This window comes from Streptomyces sp. NPDC046925, assembly GCF_040644915.1.
GTDB lineage: Bacteria > Actinomycetota > Actinomycetes > Streptomycetales > Streptomycetaceae > Streptomyces.
Map to the genome: position 1 here is coordinate 161,578 of NZ_JBEYWZ010000012.1, position 15,046 is coordinate 176,623.

The window sequence follows — 15,046 nt, forward strand, 5'->3', positions numbered from 1 at the left end:
ACCACAGGTAGCACCGGCACGGGCCGGGGAGGGCTTCTGGGCCTTCCCCGGCCCGTAGTCGTCTGTAGACACAGGAGAGAGCAGTGCAGCTGGTAGTCGCGCGGATCGGCCGCGCCCACGGCATCAAGGGCGAGGTCACCGTCGAGGTGCGTACCGACGAGCCGGAGCTGCGGCTCGGCCCCGGCGCCGTCCTCGCCACCGACCCCGCGTCCACGGGGCCGCTGACCATCGAGACCGGGCGGGTGCACAGCGGCCGGCTGCTGCTGCGCTTCGAGGGCGTACGCGACCGCACGGGCGCCGAAGCGCTGCGCAACACCCTGCTGATCGCTGAGGTCGATCCGGAAGAGCTTCCGGAGGACGAGGACGAGTACTACGACCACCAGCTGATGGACCTCGACGTCGTCACCACGGAAGGGGTCGAGGTCGGCCGCATCACGGAGATCTCGCACCTGCCCTCGCAGGACCTGTTCATCGTCGAGCGGCCCGACGGCAGCGAGGTGATGATCCCCTTCGTGGAGGAGATCGTCACCGAGATCGACCTGGAGGAGCAGCGGGCGATCATCGACCCGCCCCCCGGTCTGATCGACGACCGCGCGGAGATCGCCTCCGCCAGGGACGACGAGGCCGAATCGGACGAGGGCTCCTCGAAGGACGACGCCTCTTCGAAGGACGAGGCCTCCTCGAAGGACGATGCCTGATGCGGCTCGACGTCGTCACGATCTTCCCCGAGTACCTGGAACCCCTGAACGTCTCCCTCGTCGGCAAGGCACGCGCGCGTGGACAGCTCGACGTGAACGTGCACGACCTCAGGGAGTGGACGTACGACCGGCACAACACGGTCGACGACACCCCCTACGGCGGCGGCCCCGGCATGGTCATGAAGACCGACCCCTGGGGCGCGGCACTCGACGACGTACTCGCCGACGGGTACGAGGCGGGGGCCCACGGGCCCGTCCTGGTCGTCCCCACGCCCAGCGGGCGGCCCTTCACCCAGGAACTCGCCGTAGAGCTCTCCGGGCGGCCCTGGCTGGTCTTCACGCCCGCGCGCTACGAAGGCATCGACCGCCGCGTCGTGGACGAGTACGCGACCCGGATGCCCGTCTACGAAGTCTCGATCGGCGACTACGTCCTCGCGGGCGGCGAGGCGGCCGTCCTGGTCGTCACCGAGGCCGTGGCCCGGCTCCTGCCCGGCGTCCTCGGCAACGCCGAGTCCCACCGCGACGACTCCTTCGCACCGGGCGCCATGGCGAACCTCCTCGAAGGCCCCGTCTACACCAAGCCTCCCCAGTGGCGCGGTCACGGCATCCCGGACGTGCTGATCAGCGGCCACCACGGCAAGATCGCGCGCTGGCGCAGGGACGAGGCGCTGCGGCGCACGGTCCGCAACAGGCCCGACCTGATCGAGCGCTGCGACCCCGCCGCCTTCGACAAGAAGGACCGCGAGATGCTCTCGATCCTGGGGTGGCGGCCGGGTCCCGACGGCCGATTTGGGCGAGACCCCGGGGCCGTGGAACAATAGGTCGCTGCTGTACGTCCAGCGTGCGCCCCTGCCACAGGGGGAACGACGCCCGCCCGACGCGAACAGCTATCGAATCCTCATCACGAACTTCCCGCTGATGACCTGTGGCATCAGTGAAGAAAGCAGACGATCATGGCTAACCTGCTCGACTCCGTCGACAGCGCTTCGCTGCGCTCCGACATCCCGGCCTTCCGCCCGGGTGACACCGTCAACGTCCACGTGCGCGTCATCGAGGGCAACCGCTCCCGTGTGCAGCAGTTCAAGGGCGTAGTCATCCGTCGCCAGGGTGCCGGCGTGCGCGAGACCTTCACGGTCCGCAAGGTCTCCTTCTCCGTCGGCGTGGAGCGCACCTTCCCGGTGCACACCCCGATCGTCGAGAAGATCGAGCTCGTCACCCGCGGCGCCGTCCGTCGCGCGAAGCTGTACTACCTCCGTGAGCTGCGCGGCAAGGCCGCGAAGATCAAGGAGAAGCGCGACAACTGAGCTCGCGCACGGGTCCACATCGGAGCCGGATAGCATCTGGCCCCGATGGACACCGAAGCACAGCACACGGAGCGCGACCGCTCCTCCCCACCCACCGATTCCCCGAGCGCCCAGAGCGACGGGGAGTCCGCGGGGGCGGAGGACCGGTCGCGCTCCGCTCTTATGTCGTTCGTCTCCCGGGTGCCGGGCGGCAGAATCACCCTGACGCTGCTCGTTTGCATGGTGTCCCTGCTGGTCGTCAGCACCTTCGTGATGCAGCCGTTCCAGATCCCCAGCAGCTCCATGGAGCCCGCATTCCGGGTCGGAGACCGGGTACTCGTCAACAAGTTGGCGTACCGTTTCGGTTCCGAGCCGCAGCGAGGTGACGCGGTCGTCTTCGACGGCAGCGGCTACTTCGGGGATGCCGACTACATCAAGCGGGTCGCAGGGGTGGCGGGAGACCGGGTGGTCTGCTGCGACAAGCGGGGGAGGATCAAGGTGAACGGCGAGCCCGTCGACGAGCCGTACCTGTACCCGGGGGACGCCCCCTCGAAGGTGCCCTTCGTCGCCGTCGTCCCCGAAGGCAGCCTGTTCCTCCTCGGTGACCACCGCAGCGACTCCCGCGACTCCCGTGATTACCTCGGTGCCCCCGGCGGCGGGATGATCCCCGTCGACTCCGTGATCGGCAGAGCCGACTGGATCGCCTGGCCCATCGGCCACTGGACCTCCCTGGAGCGTCCCGAAGGCTACGCGCGCGTGCCCGCACCGGGCGGCGCGCATGGGTAACCGCGGACGGACGCGCGACGCCAGCCACCGGGCCGACACCAGGCTGCCCACCGGCTCCCGGCCCACCACCGGTCCCGTACTGCCCGGCAGGGCCGAGCGGCGCAAGCTCGCGAAGAAGGTCAAGCGGCGCAGACAGCGCTCCGCGATCAAGGAGATACCTCTCCTCATAGGCGTCGCGCTGCTCATAGCCCTGGTCCTGAAGACCTTCCTGGTGCAGGCCTTCGTGATCCCCTCCGGCTCGATGGAACAGACGATCAAGGTCGGCGACCGCGTCCTCGTCGACAAGCTCACCCCGTGGTTCGGAGCCAAGCCCGAGCGCGGTGACGTCGTCGTCTTCAAGGACCCCGGAAACTGGCTCAAGGACGAACAGACCAAGAAGAAGGACGACCCCGTGGTCGTCAAGCAGGTCAAGGAAGGCCTGACCTTCATCGGGCTGCTGCCCTCCGACGACGAACGAGACCTGATCAAGCGCGTGGTCGGCGTCGGCGGCGACACCGTGAAGTGCTGTGACAAGAACAAGAAACTCACGGTCAACGGCGTCCCGCTCACCGAGCCCTACATCAATCCTGGTGACGAGCCGTCGTCCTTCGAGTTCGAGGTGAAGGTCCCCGAGGGGCGCCTCTTCGTCATGGGCGACCACCGCTCGGACTCCGCCGACTCCCGTTTCCACCGGACCGAGAAGTTCAGCGGCACCGTGTCCGAGGACAGCGTGGTGGGACGCGCGCTCGTCATCGCCTGGCCCTTCGACCACTGGCGCAAGCTGGAGGAGCCCGGAACGTACGCGTCCGTGCCCGACGCGCGTGCGGGGTCGGACACCGCCATGGGGCCGTCGCATAGGGTGGCTCCCGGCGATCGATACGGATTGACCGGACTCCCGACCCCTGCGGAACTCCCGCTCGTTATGGGAGTGGTGGGCCTGCATCACATCAAGAGCGGGCAGCGGCACGGACTGAGGAGTGGATGTGGGGGATGTGGCGGTCGGCGCACGGTCCGGGCACGGTGGGCCCGAGGAGCAGCCAGGGCGGTCGGACGAGCCCGAGGTCGAGGCCGCAGCGGACGGCGTGAACCCGGCGAGTGACTCCGCGGGCGCCACGCCCGCGCCCGGTGAGCAGGACGGGAAGCGGGCCAAGGGGGCGAAGAAGCCCCGCTCCTTCTGGAAGGAGCTGCCGCTCCTCATCGGCATCGCGCTGATCCTGGCGCTGGTGATCAAGACCTTCCTGGTGCAGGCGTTCTCGATTCCCTCGGACTCGATGCAGAACACGCTCCAGAAGGGCGACCGCGTCCTGGTCGACAAGCTGACCCCGTGGTTCGGCTCGGAGCCCGAGCGCGGCGAGGTCGTCGTCTTCCGGGACCCCGGCCACTGGCTGGACGGTGAGCCCACGCCCGACCCGAACGCGATCCAGCGTGTTCTGGGCTGGGTCGGCCTGATGCCGTCCGCGGACGAGAAGGACCTGATCAAGCGGGTCATCGCGGTCGGCGGCGACACGGTCGAGTGCAAGGGCACCGGACCGGTGAAGGTCAACGGCAAGGCCCTGAACGAGCCGTACGTCTTCGAGGGCAACACCCCTTGCACCGTCGACGACCAGGGCGGCCAGTTCAAGGTCACCGTTCCGGCAGGCAAAATCTGGGTCATGGGTGACCACCGGCAGAACTCGCTGGACTCCCGCTATCACCAGAACCAGCCCGGCGGCGGCGCCGTCCCCGTGGACAACGTCGTGGGCCGCGCCATCGTGATCGCCTGGCCGCCCACCCGCTGGGCGACGCTGCCCAAGCCGGACACCTTCGACCAGCAGGGCATCAACGCCGCCATGAGCGCGGCGCCGGCGGCCCTCGGGCTCGCGGGTGCGGTCCCGCTCGTGCTCTGGCGCAGGCGCCGGCTCACGGTGGCCGCGGCCCGGGACGCGAGGGTTTCTGGCGGAGGTACCGCCGGGTAGGGTGCCGTCCCAGATCGCTGATCTTCCGCGCTCCTGCTCCTAGGGGCGCGGGGTCGTCTCCGATATGGGGGAGCACTGGGATGAGCAGGACACAAGGTACGGACGAGGGCCACGGACGGCTCGGCAGCGTGCTGTCGGGCATCGCCGTGGCCCTCGGCTGTGTGCTCTTCCTGGGAGGCTTCGTCTGGGGCGCCATCGTGTACCAGCCGTACACCGTTCCCACCGGCTCGATGACGCCGACGATCGGCGCGGGCGACCGGGTCCTGGCGGAGCGGATGGACGGCGGCAGCGACGTGCGCCGGGGTGACGTCGTCGTCTTCCGGCAGGCGAGCTGGGGCGATCTGCCGATGGTCAAGCGTGTGGTCGGCGTCGGCGGTGACCGGATCTCCTGCTGCACGGACGGCAAGCTGATGGTCAACGGCAAGAAGGTCGCAGAACCGTATCTTCCCGAGGGCAAGGGCGCCGCGGCCACCGGTATCCCGGCCACCACGGTCCCCGAGGGCAACCTCTTCCTGCTCGGTGACGAGCGCAGCGGCTCCCTGGACTCCAGCGTGCACCTCGGCGACTCCAACCATGGCTCCGTGCCGCGCAGCGCGGTGGAGGGGCGGGTCGACGCGGTGGCCTGGCCGATGGGCAAGTTCGGGACGCTGGAGCGCCCCGATGGCTTCGCGGGCATGCCGGGCGGCATCTCCGACCCCGGGCCCGTGCGGCTCATGGTGTGGGCCGTCGTGGGCGGTGCCGCCCTGGTCATGGGCGGGGCCGCGTACGGTCCGGTGGCCAAGCGGCTGCGGCGCGGGCGTGAGCGTCCGCAGAGCCGCGACGGTTCGGGGGCGACCGCCCGTGTCGGCTGAGCCGCAGCCGCAGGCGTTGCGGGAGGTCGCGCGGGTGGTTCTCCTTGACCCGCAGGACCGGATTCTGCTGCTGCACGGTCATGAGCCGGACGACCCTGCGAACGACTGGTGGTTCACGCCGGGCGGCGGTCTGGAGGGCGACGAGACGCATGAACAGGCCGCGCTGCGAGAACTGATGGAAGAGACGGGCATCACCGAGGTCGAGCTCGGTCCCGCCCTGTGGCAGCGGTTCTGCTCCTTCCCCTTCGCCGGGCGGCGCTGGGACCAGGACGAGCGGTACTTCCTCGCGCGTACGTCACAGACGGCCACGCGGGCGACAGGGCTGACGGAGCTGGAACGGCGGACTGTCGCGGGAGCGCGTTGGTGGACGTGCCGGGAACTGACCGAGGCACATGAGACGGTGTATCCGACCAGGCTCGCCGAGCTGCTTCGCAGGCTGCTCGACGAGGGTCCTCCGAGCCGGCCCGAGACCCTCGACACGGAAATCGTGTAGAGGCTCCAGGGGCTGACGCACAATAGGGGGACGCACGGCTGAAGGGGAACATGCCATGAGCGCCGAGGACCTCGAGAAGTACGAGACCGAGATGGAGCTGAAGCTCTACCGGGAGTACCGCGATGTCGTCGGTCTGTTCAAATATGTGATCGAGACCGAACGGCGCTTCTATCTCACCAACGACTACGAGATGCAGGTGCACTCGGTCCAGGGTGAGGTTTTCTTCGAGGTGTCCATGGCGGACGCCTGGGTGTGGGACATGTACAGGCCCGCACGGTTCGTGAAGCAGGTGCGCGTCCTGACGTTCAAGGACGTGAATATCGAGGAGCTCAACAAGAGCGATCTCGAACTGCCGGGAGGCTGAGTTCACCGGCCGGTCGACCGCTCGGTTCACAGGGCGGTTGACCGGCCGGCTCACAGGTCGGTCGACCGGCTGTTTCACCGCTCGGTTCACCGTCACGGGTGAGCGGTTTATCCACAATGGATGAGCTGTCCACCAAGATCCACAGCGCTCGCGGGTGAGCCCCAGTGTGGGTGTCGGAGGTGGTGCCGACATGAACGCACAGGGGGCACTCGGGAGGTACGGCGAAGATCTGGCCGCGCGGCGGCTGGGCGAAGCCGGAATGACGGTTCTGGAGCGCAACTGGCGCGGTGGCAGGACCGGCGAGATCGACATCGTGGCCATGGACGGCGAAGCACTGGTCGTCTGTGAGGTCAAGACGCGCAGAGCCGGCCTGGTCGGCTCCGGGGTCTTCCAGCATCCGATGGCGGCCGTGAGCAGGGCCAAGGCGGAGCGGCTGCGGCGGCTGGCCGAGCGCTGGATCGAGGAGCGTGGCGGGCCACCGCTCGGCGGGGTGCGGATCGACCTCGTCGGCGTGCTCGTCCCGCGCCGGGGCGCCCCCGTCGTGGAGCACGCGCGGGGGGTGGCCTGAATGGGATTCGCGCGTACGTGTTCCGTGGCCCTTGTCGGCGTCGAGGGCGTGGTCGTCGAGGTGCAGGCCGACCTGGAGCCCGGAGTGGCGGCCTTCACGCTGGTCGGGCTCCCGGACAAGAGCCTGACGGAGAGCAAGGACCGGGTCAGGGCCGCGGTGGTGAACTCCGGCGGCGAATGGCCCCAGAAGAAGCTCACGGTGGGGCTCAGTCCGGCGTCGGTGCCCAAGGGCGGCAGCGGTTTCGATCTCGCGGTGGCGTGCGCGGTGCTCGGCGCGGCGGAGCGCATCGATCCGCGGACCCTCACCGACATCGTGATGATCGGCGAGCTGGGTCTCGACGGACGGGTGCGACCGGTGCGGGGAGTGCTTCCCGCGGTTCTCGCGGCGGCGGACGCGGGCTATGAGCAGGTCGTCGTCCCGGAGTGCACGGCGGCCGAGGCCGCGCTGGTGCCGGGGATCTCGGTGCTCGGGGTGCGCAGCCTGCGGCAGCTGATCGCCGTGCTCACCGATGAGCCGGTGCCGGAGGAGGAGCTGGACGAGCCCGGTCGGCCCGACCCGATGCTCGCGGGGCTCTGCGTGCCCGGGACCGGTGTGGGCACGGGCCTCAGCGGCGGCCTGGAGGACGCCCATGCCCTGGACCTCGCCGACGTCGTCGGACAGGCGTCGGCCAGGGCCGCCGTGGAGGTGGCGGCGGCGGGCGGGCACCATTTGTTTCTGCAGGGCCCGCCGGGCGCGGGAAAGACGATGCTCGCGGAGCGGCTGCCCGCGATCCTGCCCCGGCTGACCAGGGAAGAATCCCTGGAGGTGACCGCCGTCCACTCCGTGGCGGGCATGCTGCCACCGGGCAGGCCCCTGGTGGACACCGCTCCGTACTGCGCGCCGCACCACTCCGCGACGATGCAGTCGCTCGTGGGCGGCGGCAAGGGCCTCGCACGGCCGGGAGCGGTCTCGCTTGCTCATCGCGGGGTGCTCTTTCTCGATGAGGCTCCGGAGTTCAGCAGTCAGACGCTGGACTCCTTGCGCCAGCCCCTGGAAGCGGGCCATGTGGTGATCGCCCGCAGTGCGGGTGTGGTGCGGCTGCCCGCGAAGTTCCTGATGGTGCTCGCGGCCAACCCCTGCCCCTGCGGGCGGCACACGCTGCTCGGCGACGGCTGCGAATGCCCGGCGGCCGCCGTCCGCCGCTATCAGGCACGGCTCTCGGGCCCGTTGCTCGACAGGATCGACCTGAAGGTGGAGGTGGAGCCGGTCACGCGCTCCGAGCTGGCCGGGTACGGCACGCGGGGGGACTCCACGCAGACGGTCGCCGACCGGGTGCGTGTCGCCAGGGAGAGAGCGGCGGCCAGGCTGACCGGCACCGGCTGGCGGACCAACAGCGAGGTGCCGGGACACTCCCTGCGCACGCGGTGGCCCGCCGAGCCGGGCGCGCTGGACGCCGCCGAACTCGACCTGGAGCGTGGATTCCTGACCGCGCGGGGGCTCGACCGGGTCCTGCGGGTTGCCTGGACCGTCGCTGACCTGGCAGGACGTGACCGGCCCGCCGCGCAGGACGTCGCCCTGGCCCTGCAGTTGCGTACGGGGGTGTCGCGGGGCGTGCCGATGGCGATCGGGGCGCTGACATGACCTCGCCCGAGGAGGAGCGTCTGGCGCGGGTCGCCCTGACCCGGATCCTCGAACCGGGGGACGTGGTGGCGGGGCGTTGGCTGCGGGAGACCGGCGCCGTCGAAGTGGTGCGGCGGCTGACCGCGGGGGAGGAGCGCCTCGGCGGGGTGACTCCGGTGCGGTGGGAAGGGCTGCGGGCGCGGGCGGCGAGGGCACGGCCGGGGCAGGACCTGGCGGTGGCGCGGGATGCGGGGGCGCGGTTCGTGTGTCCGGGGGACGAGGAGTGGCCCGTCCAGCTGGATGACCTGGGGGACGGTCGGCCGGTGGGGCTCTGGGTGCGGGGGCGGGCCAGCCTGCGGATATGGGCGCTGCGGTCGGTGGCCGTGGTCGGCGCGCGGGCCTGCACGGAGTACGGGGCGCATATGTCGGCCGGGCTCGGGGCGGGGCTCGCCGAGCGGGGCTGGGTGGTCGTGTCGGGCGGTGCCTATGGGGTGGACGGGGCCGCGCACCGGGGAGCCCTGGGGGTCGGCGGGGCCACGGTCGCGGTGCTCGCGTGCGGGGTCGACCGGGCCTATCCGCGGGGACACGCCGAGTTGCTCGGGAGAATCGCGGAACAGGGTCTGCTGGTGGGGGAGTTGCCGCCGGGTGATCATCCGACGCCGAGCAGATTCATCCTCCGTAACCGTGTGATCGCCGCCCTGACCAGGGGTTGTGTCGTCGTCGAGGCCGCGTATCGCAGCGGTGCGCTCGCCACGGCGCGCAGTGCGCGGGAGCTCGGCCGGTTCACCATGGGGGTGCCGGGGCCGGCGACCAGCGGACTCTCGGCGGGGGTGCACGAACTGCTGCGGGGTGACGGTGTCCTGGTGACCGACGCGGCGGAAATCGTCGAGCTCGTGGGCGACATGGGCGAGCTGGCCCCGGAGCGGCGCGGCTCCGTCGTACCGCGTGATCTGCTCGCCGCGGACGCCGCGCGTGTCCTGGCGGCGCTGCCGGCCCGAGGCAGTGCGTCGGTCCGGGAGATCGCTCTCGGGGCGAGCACGGTGATCGACGCGGCAGTCGGTCGGTTGTACGAGTTGTGCTCTCTCGGGTTCGTCGAACGACACGGCGACGGCTGGCAGTTGACACGCCAGGCGAACGTGTCGGTCTTCCCGGAGGCGCACGGCCCGTGACCGAGCGTGTTCGGCCGTCTGGATGAACTCCTGATGGCCTTGCAAGAACGTGCAGTTGAGGCTCCGCGGTCGTCACGGAGGGCAACGGAAGGAGCTCGGCGAGGAGCCCAGCGGAACGTATCTGCGTGCGCAGGATCGCCTACTGTTCGCACACTGCGACACTTCAGTCACGCTACGCTCACAAGGATTCCGACGCGGACAGGCAACCAGACGCAATCACAGGCAAGCAGACGGACAACCTCATTCACTTCACGGAAGCTCACCACCTCGCGGGTGCGGGCGAATCCATCGGCTCGCACGACTCCACCAGTTCACGGCAGAACGGCTCAAGGCGACCAATGCCCCAGCACACCTCAGGGTCCGACCGGGCGGCAGTTCCTCCCGCCGCCCGTAGCGGCGAGCGGGAGCGGCCCCCCGCGCCCTCGTCGCTGGACGAGCTGTGGCGGTCGTACAAAGAGACGGGTGACGGGCGGCTGCGCGAGCAGTTGATCCTGCACTACTCGCCACTGGTGAAGTACGTCGCAGGGCGGGTGAGCGTGGGCCTGCCGCCCAATGTCGAGCAGGCGGACTTCGTCTCGTCCGGGGTGTTCGGGCTCATCGACGCGATCGAGAAGTTCGACATCGAGCGGTCCATCAAGTTCGAGACCTACGCGATCACCCGTATCCGCGGGGCGATGATCGACGAACTGCGGGCGCTCGACTGGATTCCCCGGTCCGTGCGGCAGAAGGCGCGCAACGTCGAGCGGGCTTACGCCACGCTCGAGGCGCAGTTGAGGCGTACGCCGTCGGAGAGCGAGGTCGCCCGGGAGATGGGTGTCGCCCTCGAGGAACTGCACGCGGTTTTCAGCCAGTTGTCGCTGGCGAACGTGGTGGCCCTGGAGGAGCTCCTGCATGTCGGCGGCGAGGGCGGCAACCGGCTGAGCCTGATGGACACGCTCGAGGACACCGCGGCCGACAATCCCGTGGAGGTCGCCGAGGACCGTGAGCTGCGGCGGCTGCTCGCGCGCGCGATCAACACGTTGCCCGAGCGGGAGAAGACCGTCGTCACGCTCTACTACTACGAGGGTCTTACGCTCGCCGAGATCGGCAACGTGCTCGGTGTGACGGAGAGCCGGGTGAGCCAGATCCACACGAAATCGGTGCTCCAGCTGCGGGCGAAGCTGGCGAGTTTCGGCCGCTGAGCGCGCTGAATCGTCCCTGCCGCCGGTCGGCGGGGCGGGGCGGGCGTCCGGGGTCGCGCGAGGTGCATCGACTCCCGTCCTGGCGGTCACATCCGTAGAGTGGAGTGCGTGCCAAGGATTCGAGCGGCCTCTGTGGCCGAGCACCGGTCGATGCAGCGCGGCGCCCTCCTGGACGCGGCGCGGTCCCTGCTGTCCGAGGGCGGTACGGAGGCGTTGACCTTCCCCGCCCTCGCCGAGCGCACGGGGCTCGCGCGGTCATCCGTGTACGAGTACTTCCGGTCGCGTGCCGCGGTCGTCGAGGAGCTGTGCGAGGTCGACTTCCCCGTCTGGGCGGCGGAGGTCTCGGCGGCGATGGAGCGGGCCGAGTCCGCCGAGGGCAAGGTCGAGGCGTATGTGCGCCGGCAGCTGGCTCTGGTCGGCGACCGGCGCCACCGGGCCGTCGTGGCGATCTCCGCGGCCGAGCTGGACGCGGGGGCGCGGGAGAAGATCCGTGCCGCGCACGGCGGGCTCGTCACCATGATCGGCGAGGCCCTGCGCGAGCTCGGGCATGCGGAACCGCGGCTCGCGGCGATGCTTCTGCAGGGTGTCGTGGACGCGGCCGTGCGGCGCATCGAGCTGGGCGCCGCGGAAGACCCGTCCGCCATCACCGAAGCCGCCGTCACCATGGCACTGCGGGGCGTCCGGGGCTGAGCCTTCGCTCACCGCGCCGCGGGACGGAGCCCTCGCCGATGGACACCCGGCGGTCGGGCGCGCCGTGCCGCCTGTTCCGCCGCCGCGCAAAGCGCCGGCCCGCGACTGGGGTGGCCGGAAGGGCGGTCCCGTCTCCCACGGAGGCGGCCTCAGGAGCCCGGTGGACGCCGACGGTGAAGCGTCGCGTGGCCCTCTTTTGTCGCCGTGCGGAGTGCCTGTCCAGGCTGGCGCGGCCGGAAGGGCGGTCCTGTCCGTCACGGGGGCGGCCTCAGGAGCAGGGTGGATGCCCGCGCCGAGGCGTCGCGTGGCCCTGTTTTGTCGCCGTGCGGAGTGCCTGTCCAAGCTGGCCCGGTCCTACTCCTCACGGGGGCGGCCGCATGAGCTGTGGCCCCGTTTCGTTGCCGTGCGGAGTGCCCGTCCATGGCGGGAACGCCGCCCCTGGCCTCCACGCCGCCCCCGGCCTCCACGGCGGCCCCGTCCCCCACGCCGGTGGCCCCAAGAGCGGGCCCATCCGCAGCCCCCGCGGCACCCGCGGCCCCCGCAGCCCCCGTGCCCCCGGACGCGGCGCATCGATCACCGGCAGCAGGCGCGGTGCCCCGCGTCGCAGTAGCCATGGCGGCAGGAGCGAGAGCGGGTCGAGGTACGCGTCGGCGCGCAGCAGGCCCCAGTGCAGGCAGCTGCTCGGGCAGTGGGTGGTCGCCGCCGGAGGGAGTTCGAGGACCCCAAGCGCCTCGCCCGTCACCACCTCGTCGCCCTTCTCGACCGTGGCCCGCACCGGCCCGTACGTCGTGCGCAGAGGCGGATCACCCGTGCCCGCGAGCTCCACCGCGACCACGCCCCGGCCCGCCACCCGGCCCGCGAAGGCGACCCTGCCCGGCGCCACCGCCCGGACCACGGCGCCCGGAGCCGCCGCGAGGTCCACACCCCGGTGCCCCCGCCCGTAATCCGTCGCCGGAGGCTCCCACCCCCGTACGACGGCGGGCCGCACCCCCACGGGCCACGCGCCGCCCACCTTCGGCACCGGCTCCCCGGCCGCACCGGCGGGCAGCACCGCCGCGATGATCAGTGCCGCCGTCAGCAGCACGAGGGCCGGGCTTCTTCGCATGTGAGACATGCCAGAACCGTCCCGCGCCGGACCCGCCCGCAGGGATCATGGCCCGGATCTGTGGATGACCAGCCGGTTGTGGACAGCGGCGTCACCCGCTGCCTCGCGGGTCCCGTACACTTCTTGTGGCGATCCGGGTCACCGGGTCGACTTCGCACGCCCCGACACCAGGCCATCAAAAGCCAGGTGCCAGCGCCTCTCGGTCCTTTGCGGCACGGCGCATCGCGGGCGTCAGGCGCGACCGCCGTCCGGCGGACGCGGCACAACCGAGAACACCAAGGAGTACGGCCATGGCCGTCGTCACGATGCGGGAGCTGCTGGAAAGCGGCGTCCACTTCGGTCACCAGACCCGTCGTTGGAACCCGAAGATGAAGCGCTTCATCTTCACGGAGCGCAACGGCATCTACATCATCGACCTGCTCCAGTCGCTGTCGTACATCGACCGCGCCTACGAGTTCGTCAAGGAGACCGTCGCCCACGGCGGCACGGTCATGTTCGTCGGCACGAAGAAGCAGGCGCAGGAGGCCATCGCCGAGCAGGCGACCCGCGTCGGCATGCCCTACGTGAACCAGCGCTGGCTGGGCGGCATGCTCACCAACTTCTCGACCGTCTACAAGCGCCTGCAGCGCCTGAAGGAGCTCGAGCAGATCGACTTCGAGGATGTGGCCGCGTCCGGCCTCACCAAGAAGGAGCTGCTCGTCCTCTCCCGCGAGAAGGCCAAGCTGGAGAAGACCCTCGGCGGTATCCGCGAGATGTCCAAGGTGCCCAGCGCCGTCTGGATCGTGGACACCAAGAAGGAGCACATCGCGGTCGGCGAGGCCCGGAAGCTCAACATTCCGGTCGTCGCCATCCTCGACACCAACTGCGACCCCGACGAGGTCGACTACAAGATCCCGGGCAACGACGACGCGATCCGCTCCGTCACCCTGCTCACCCGCGTGATCGCCGACGCCGTCGCCGAGGGCCTCATCGCCCGTTCCGGCGTGGCCACCGGCGACCAGAAGCCGGGCGAGAAGGCCGCCGGCGAGCCGCTCGCCGAGTGGGAGCGCGACCTGCTCGAGGGCGAGAAGAAGGCCGACGAGCCCAAGGCCGACGAGCCGAAGGCCGCCGAGGCCGAGGTTCAGAAGTCCGCGGAGACGGAGAAGGCCGCCGACGCCGAGCAGGCCGAGGCCCCCGCCGCCGCCGCTGAGGCCGAGGCCCCCGCCGCGGAGACCGAGCAGGCCTGACCTTCACAGGTTCGGTAGTTGACGGCGGGGGCCCACAGGCCCCCGCCGTTCACCCGTAGATCTTTCAGACCTCCGAAAGAGAATTTCAGGATCATGGCGAACTACACCGCCGCTGACGTCAAGAAGCTCCGCGAGCTCACGGGCGCCGGCATGATGGACTGCAAGAAGGCGCTCGACGAGGCCGACGGCAGCGTCGACAAGGCCGTCGAGGCCCTGCGCATCAAGGGCCAGAAGGGCGTCGCCAAGCGCGAGGGCCGCTCCGCCGAGAACGGCGCCGTGGTTTCCCTCATCGCCGACGACAACACCTCCGGCGTGATCGTCGAGCTGAAGTGCGAGACGGACTTCGTCGCCAAGGGCGAGAAGTTCCAGGCCGTGGCGAACTCGCTGGCCGCGCACATCGCCAAGACGTCCCCCGCCGACATCCAGGCGCTGCTCGCCTCGGAGATCGAGGCCGGCAAGACCGTCCAGGCGTACGTCGACGAGGCCAACGCCAACCTCGGCGAGAAGATCGTCCTGGACCGCTTCGCGCAGTTCTCGGGCACCTACGTCACCGCGTACATGCACCGCACCATGCCCGACCTGCCCCCGCAGATCGGTGTTCTGGTCGAGCTGGACAAGGCCGACGCCGACCTCGCCAAGGGCATCGCGCAGCACATCGCCGCCTTCGCGCCGAAGTACCTCTCCCGTGAGGACGTCCCGGCCGAGGTCGTCGAGTCCGAGCGCCGCGTCGCCGAGGAGACCACCCGCGCCGAGGGCAAGCCCGAGGCCGCGCTGCCCAAGATCGTCGAGGGTCGCGTCAACGGCTTCTTCAAGGAGGCCACCCTCCTCGGTCAGCCGTACGCTCTCGACAACAAGAAGTCCGTCCAGAAGGTCCTGGACGAGGCCGGTGTCACCCTGAAGCGCTTCTCGCGCATCAAGGTCGGCATCTGAGTCCGTACCGCGATCGACGGTAGACCCCGCTAGGGTCGACAGCGGTCGCCCGCGTACTCATCCGGTACGCGACGTACGACCGCAGGATCTGACGAGGAGGCCATTGCCGAGCATGGGATGCGAACGACACCCCACCGGCAATGGCCTTCTTCGTATGTGCGCCGAGCAA

At 70.3% G+C, this 15,046-nt stretch carries 16 protein-coding genes and 1 pseudogene; 16 read left to right on the forward strand and 1 reads right to left on the reverse strand.

Annotation, left to right across the window (positions count from 1 at the left end):
- Nucleotides 1-83: 83 nt before the first annotated feature.
- From rimM to ABZ906_RS36005, 14 genes are all read left to right on the forward strand, one after another.
- Nucleotides 84-698 carry a ribosome maturation factor RimM gene (gene rimM / locus ABZ906_RS35940; RefSeq protein WP_361390009.1) on the forward strand — a complete coding sequence of 205 codons (615 nt, stop codon included), beginning with the start codon at nt 84-86 and terminating at the stop codon, nt 696-698.
- Complete coding sequence (gene trmD, locus ABZ906_RS35945) at nt 698-1,519, forward strand: tRNA (guanosine(37)-N1)-methyltransferase TrmD (RefSeq protein WP_361390011.1); 822 nt, start codon at nt 698-700, stop codon at nt 1,517-1,519. Before rimM ends, trmD begins: the two co-directional genes overlap by 1 nt.
- A gap of 132 nt (nt 1,520-1,651) precedes the next feature.
- Nucleotides 1,652-2,002: a 50S ribosomal protein L19 gene (gene rplS / locus ABZ906_RS35950; protein WP_361194087.1), complete on the forward strand. Its 351-nt coding sequence runs from the start codon at nt 1,652-1,654 to the stop codon at nt 2,000-2,002.
- 45 nt (nt 2,003-2,047) lie between these two features.
- Nucleotides 2,048-2,767 (forward strand): signal peptidase I, encoded by a 720-nt coding sequence (gene lepB, locus ABZ906_RS35955; RefSeq protein ID WP_361390013.1) that lies wholly within the window; start codon nt 2,048-2,050, stop codon nt 2,765-2,767.
- A complete protein-coding gene (lepB, locus tag ABZ906_RS35960) occupies nt 2,760-3,845 on the forward strand; it encodes a signal peptidase I (protein ID WP_361194081.1) in 1,086 nt (361 codons plus the stop codon). The genes lepB (ABZ906_RS35955) and lepB (ABZ906_RS35960) overlap by 8 nt, the downstream gene beginning before the upstream one ends.
- Nucleotides 3,730-4,701, forward strand: a complete 972-nt coding sequence (lepB, locus tag ABZ906_RS35965) for a signal peptidase I (protein WP_361390015.1) — start codon at nt 3,730-3,732, stop codon at nt 4,699-4,701. The genes lepB (ABZ906_RS35960) and lepB (ABZ906_RS35965) overlap by 116 nt, the downstream gene beginning before the upstream one ends.
- 80 nt (nt 4,702-4,781) lie before the next feature.
- Entirely contained in the window at nt 4,782-5,552 is a 771-nt protein-coding gene (gene lepB / locus ABZ906_RS35970) for a signal peptidase I (RefSeq protein ID WP_361194077.1), read from the forward strand.
- Nucleotides 5,542-6,045 (forward strand): NUDIX hydrolase, encoded by a 504-nt coding sequence (locus tag ABZ906_RS35975; RefSeq protein WP_361390017.1) that lies wholly within the window; start codon nt 5,542-5,544, stop codon nt 6,043-6,045. The genes lepB (ABZ906_RS35970) and ABZ906_RS35975 overlap by 11 nt, the downstream gene beginning before the upstream one ends.
- 55 nt (nt 6,046-6,100) lie before the next feature.
- Nucleotides 6,101-6,409: a DUF2469 domain-containing protein gene (locus ABZ906_RS35980; RefSeq protein ID WP_003965949.1), complete on the forward strand. Its 309-nt coding sequence runs from the start codon at nt 6,101-6,103 to the stop codon at nt 6,407-6,409.
- Nucleotides 6,410-6,599: 190 nt separating this feature from the next.
- On the forward strand, nt 6,600-6,977 hold the full coding sequence (locus ABZ906_RS35985; RefSeq protein WP_361390019.1) for a YraN family protein: 378 nt from the start codon (nt 6,600-6,602) through the stop codon (nt 6,975-6,977).
- On the forward strand, nt 6,978-8,597 hold the full coding sequence (locus ABZ906_RS35990) for an ATP-binding protein (RefSeq protein ID WP_361390021.1): 1,620 nt from the start codon (nt 6,978-6,980) through the stop codon (nt 8,595-8,597).
- Nucleotides 8,594-9,745 (forward strand): DNA-processing protein DprA, encoded by a 1,152-nt coding sequence (gene dprA / locus ABZ906_RS35995; protein ID WP_361390023.1) that lies wholly within the window; start codon nt 8,594-8,596, stop codon nt 9,743-9,745. The genes ABZ906_RS35990 and dprA overlap by 4 nt, the downstream gene beginning before the upstream one ends.
- A gap of 338 nt (nt 9,746-10,083) precedes the next feature.
- On the forward strand, nt 10,084-10,926 hold the full coding sequence (gene whiG, locus ABZ906_RS36000) for an RNA polymerase sigma factor WhiG (RefSeq protein WP_361194069.1): 843 nt from the start codon (nt 10,084-10,086) through the stop codon (nt 10,924-10,926).
- A 132-nt stretch (nt 10,927-11,058) separates the two neighbouring features.
- Entirely contained in the window at nt 11,059-11,616 is a 558-nt protein-coding gene (locus ABZ906_RS36005) for a helix-turn-helix domain-containing protein (RefSeq protein WP_361194330.1), read from the forward strand.
- A 571-nt stretch (nt 11,617-12,187) separates the two neighbouring features.
- Here ABZ906_RS36005 and ABZ906_RS36010 read toward each other — a convergent pair.
- Nucleotides 12,188-12,721 (reverse strand): annotated as a pseudogene (locus tag ABZ906_RS36010) (M23 family metallopeptidase); the annotation flags it as partial.
- 290 nt (nt 12,722-13,011) lie between these two features.
- Here ABZ906_RS36010 and rpsB point away from each other — a divergent pair.
- Nucleotides 13,012-13,947: a 30S ribosomal protein S2 gene (rpsB, locus tag ABZ906_RS36015; RefSeq protein ID WP_361390025.1), complete on the forward strand. Its 936-nt coding sequence runs from the start codon at nt 13,012-13,014 to the stop codon at nt 13,945-13,947.
- A 93-nt stretch (nt 13,948-14,040) separates the two neighbouring features.
- The gene (gene tsf / locus ABZ906_RS36020) at nt 14,041-14,877 is read left to right on the forward strand and encodes a translation elongation factor Ts (RefSeq protein WP_361194064.1); all 837 of its coding nucleotides are present in this window, start codon (nt 14,041-14,043) and stop codon (nt 14,875-14,877) included.
- Nucleotides 14,878-15,046: the final 169 nt, after the last annotated feature.